The organism is Amycolatopsis acididurans, from assembly GCF_012328925.1.
In the GTDB taxonomy this organism is placed as follows: Bacteria; Actinomycetota; Actinomycetes; order Mycobacteriales; family Pseudonocardiaceae; genus Amycolatopsis_E; species Amycolatopsis_E acididurans.
In genome coordinates this window covers 1-3,645 of the sequence record NZ_JAAXLS010000102.1, presented here as the reverse complement: position 1 = coordinate 3,645, position 3,645 = coordinate 1, and the positions used below count along the sequence as shown (strand labels likewise).

Here is a 3,645-nt window from a genome sequence, read left to right as displayed (position 1 = left end):
ACCGCCGGTGAACTGTTCGGTATCGGCGGGCGGGGGTCTCGGTCCGAGCGGGAGCGGTCGGTCTCCCCAGGAGCGGTGTTCGGTCTCAGCGGGTGGGTCTACTCAGCGCTTGCGGGTGGGGTCTTCTCCGCGGGAGCGGCTGGCCGTGGTCCGGCCGGTGGTCGGCTTCTTCGCGGGGCGTGCGGCCACGGCTGTCGCGATCAGCAGGGCCACCGCGCAAGCGAGGGCGAGCCACCAGCCGACGCCGGGGTGGGCACCGGCGACGCCCACCGTCAGTGGGTACTCCGCCACACGCAGGCCTGCCAAGCACGTCGCACCCGCGAGCAGGGCCGCGGCGCGTGCCGGGCGGCAGCGTGGCGCCAGTAAGCACACGCCCACCACGGTGATCAGCGCGAGCAGCAGGCCCCACGACGGCGTGCCGAAGTTCGACCACAGGGCCGGTTCCACGTAGTCCGGCGCGAGGATCGACGGCGTACCGAACCCGCCGATCGCCAGGATCCCGCCGGCGACCAGAGGCGTCATCAGATTCGGCCCCGGGCGGTCACCACCCGCGACGTCCTCGTTGTCCCGCTCGACCATCCCGGCCACCACCGAGCAGCATGCCGTCGCGACCGCGGCCACGATCGCCACCGCGGTCCACAGCACGCCAGGACCCGGCGTGAGTCCGGCGGCACGCAGCTCGGTGGCCGTGATCGCCGTGGTCAGCACGGCGGTACCGGCGAGCGGCACTCCGGCCCAGCACACCGACAACGCGGGCCGCATGTTCGCGGCGAGGCGCGGCACGAACATCGCCAGCCCCAGCACACCGGTCAGCAGTCCGGCGACGAACAGCAACCAGCGCCACGGGCTCTCCGGACCGGGCAGGTCACCGATGATCAGCACCTGCGCGGTCAGCGCACCGATCAGCGACAGCACTCCCGTGAGCACGGCGAGCACACCCGTCGCCACCCACAGCCGGCGCACGCCAGGAAGGTTCGCCACACCGGCCTGGTCGCCGCGAGCCTCGTTCTCACCAGGCATGGCCTCGCCCAAGCGCTCACCGTCCGCACTGGCGCTTTCGCCGCGGTCAGCGACATGTGCGCGCACTGCGACAACGAGCAGCGCGACCGCGCCGACCAGCACGACGACGGGGCCCGATGCGACGCTCAGGCGGTCGACGACGAGCCCGGACACGAGGTTCGGCAACGAGACCGCCACCGCGGCGACGGCCAGACCCACAAGACCGCCCGTCGTCAGGCCCGCCGTGCCCGAACTGGTCACGAGCCCGGCGGTCACCGGCAGTGCCACCGCCAGCACCAGGCAACCGGCGAGCACCAGACCAGGACCCTCGAACGCACTACCGACCGGCAGAAACGCGTCGTTGGTCGAGAACGGCTGCATCATCACGCCGACCGCCGCGACGGTCGCTGCGAACGCGCCGGTCAACAGCAGTCCCCGGCCGCCCGGCTCGGACTCCGGCCTCGGGCCGATCGCGCGCACGCCCAGGATGCCCGCCGCGAGAGTCGCGACGTGCCCGGCGAGCAACAACCACAGCCCCGCGGCGGGACCCGGCATGGCGAAGACCTCGGGCCGATACAGCTCCGGCCGTGCCGCAGCAGACGGGTCGGCGAGGAACTGCAGGTCGAGGATCGCCCGGCCCGGAGCCAGTGCGGCCGCGCCTGCCAGCACACCGGCGGCTGTCACATATCGTCCGCGCAGCGCGAACACCGCCGCCAGCACGATCGGCAAAACCGCGAGCACGATGAGCAGCGCGGTGCTCGAGTATCCGGGCGCGGCATCCGCGACCACCGGGATCGCCGACCCCAGAGACAGCAGCACTGCGGCGACCGCGCCGAGGCCAAGGGCCGTCGGCAACATGGCGTTGGGCTGCCCGTCGGCGGGTGGTGTGTCGGTCACTGATCCGCTGCCGCCGAGCGTCCTGCGAGTCCAGGTCATTGCCACGGAACGCTAGCAAGGCGGCCGCGGGTTCAACGGACGGTGTGCCTTTTCGGGTCGGCGCGCCACGCCGAGAGTAAAACATGATTCACGTCACACCATCGGCGTAATCTCCTTTCAACGTTAGGTCATTTCCGCTGCTAGAAAGCGCCTGCGGCTAACACATTCAGAGCAGACACTCGCGGGATCTTGCCGCGAACAGCTTCTCTTCGTTACTGTCCCCCGGTCCCCATTACGGTCAGGTCACGACGCGGACAGAGCAACCACCCCCGAGGTTGTTCACCGGAACCCCGACCGGGTTCGCAGGATCTGGCTACCCGAGTAACGGAAGGCCTCGTCTTGGCTCAGCACCGCTCCCCCGGCGGCGAAGCCTCCTCCCCGGAACTCGATGACCCGCTTCACGGTGCGGTTGTCCGTGTCCGGGGCGGGCACCGACTTCCCACACCGTCCTCGGCTTTGCGTGGACGCGTTGTGGTGGCCGCTGTAGCTGCCGGCGCTTTCGCCGCCGCAGCCGCCGGACAGACGCTTCAGTCGACCTTCGGCTCCAACGACTCGGCGGAGGGCGTTCGGCCGCTGTCCAATGCCAGCGACGCCAGCGCCTCGTTCGCCATGGGTGGCGACGCTCCCGCCGGTGCGCCGGAACTGCTGCCCGCCGCGCACGTCAGCAACGCTTCCTCCGAGGTACAGAAGCTCACCGCCAGCGCACAGGTGACTCAGGACCGCGAGAACCGCGAGGCCGCCGCCGCGAAAGCCGCGGCCGACGAGGCCGCGCGACCGAAGACCTGCCTTCCCGCGCACGGGACCTTCACCTCGGGCTTCGGCGCCCGCTGGGGCACCACCCACTTCGGCATCGACATCGCGAACTCAATCGGGACCCCGATCTACGCGGCCTCGGACGGCGTGGTGATCGACGCCGGGCCCGCGAGCGGTTTCGGCCTGTGGGTGCGAATCCAGCTCGCCGACGGGACCATCCAGGTCTACGGCCACATGAACAGCTTTTCGGTGCATGAAGGTCAGCAGGTCAAATGCGGGCAGCAGATCGCCGAGATCGGCGCCCGCGGCCAGGCGACCGGCCCGCACCTGCACTTCGAGGTGTGGCTGAACGGTGCGAAGAAGATCGACCCGCGTCCGTGGCTGGCCGCCCGGGGTGTGTACCTGTAGGTCGCCGGCGATCTGCTGGTTCTGGCGCATTGTGCCCCCCTCGTAGTCGAACCGATGTTCGACTACAGGTATAGCGGAGGGGTCTGACAATTCTGGGGCGCTCGGCTGTGGCTGGGCTTTTGTCCGCTCGGGGCGAACGGGGAGCCTCGCAGGGCCGGGCGAGTTCATTCGAGAGCCCGGCGGAATCGTGGGGGGACGCTGCCGGTCGACATCTGGAGTGTTCGCGGCGCTGGCCTACGTGGCGCGTCTAGGAATCTGTTGCGCACGGGCCGGTGGGGACACTGCGGGGAGGCCTCGCCAACCGGGACCGCCCCGGCAAACCGCCACGGCCGCGGCCCGGTCGCGCTGACGGCGAGCCCCGCTTGCCGGACTACGGCCCCCACTTCGGCCCCCAGTTTCCGGACTACGGCCCCCGCTTCCCGGACTGCGACCCTCGGCCCCGGATCGCGGACGCCGGACCCGAGCCCGGTCGTGCGGAACCCGGCCCCGAACGCGGACCCAGGCCACAGCCCCGGCAACGGCCCCCGGCCCCGGCCCTACAGCTGTCTC

3 protein-coding genes are annotated in these 3,645 nt (G+C 70.9%); 1 reads left to right on the top strand and 2 read right to left on the bottom strand.

Annotated features, from left to right (window positions below; genetic code table 11):
• Positions 1-102: 102 nt before the first annotated feature.
• Both HFP15_RS41970 and HFP15_RS44100 read right to left on the bottom strand, forming a co-directional pair.
• A complete protein-coding gene (locus HFP15_RS41970; protein ID WP_210718589.1) occupies positions 103-1,935 on the bottom strand; it encodes a hypothetical protein in 1,833 nt (610 codons plus the stop codon).
• 279 nt (positions 1,936-2,214) lie between these two features.
• The gene (locus HFP15_RS44100) at positions 2,215-2,367 is read right to left on the bottom strand and encodes a hypothetical protein (RefSeq protein WP_168524173.1); all 153 of its coding nucleotides are present in this window, start codon (positions 2,365-2,367) and stop codon (positions 2,215-2,217) included.
• Between the two features lie 39 nt (positions 2,368-2,406).
• On the opposite strand from HFP15_RS44100, the gene HFP15_RS41960 reads away from it, so the two are divergent.
• Complete coding sequence (locus HFP15_RS41960) at positions 2,407-3,096, top strand: M23 family metallopeptidase (RefSeq protein ID WP_168524172.1); 690 nt, start codon at positions 2,407-2,409, stop codon at positions 3,094-3,096.
• Positions 3,097-3,645: the final 549 nt, after the last annotated feature.

Excerpts from the sequence above, each read along its gene's own strand:
- HFP15_RS41970 (WP_210718589.1), bottom strand. The coding sequence starts at position 1,935 with ATGACCTGGACTCGCAGGACGCTCGGCGGCAGCGGATCAGTGACCGAC.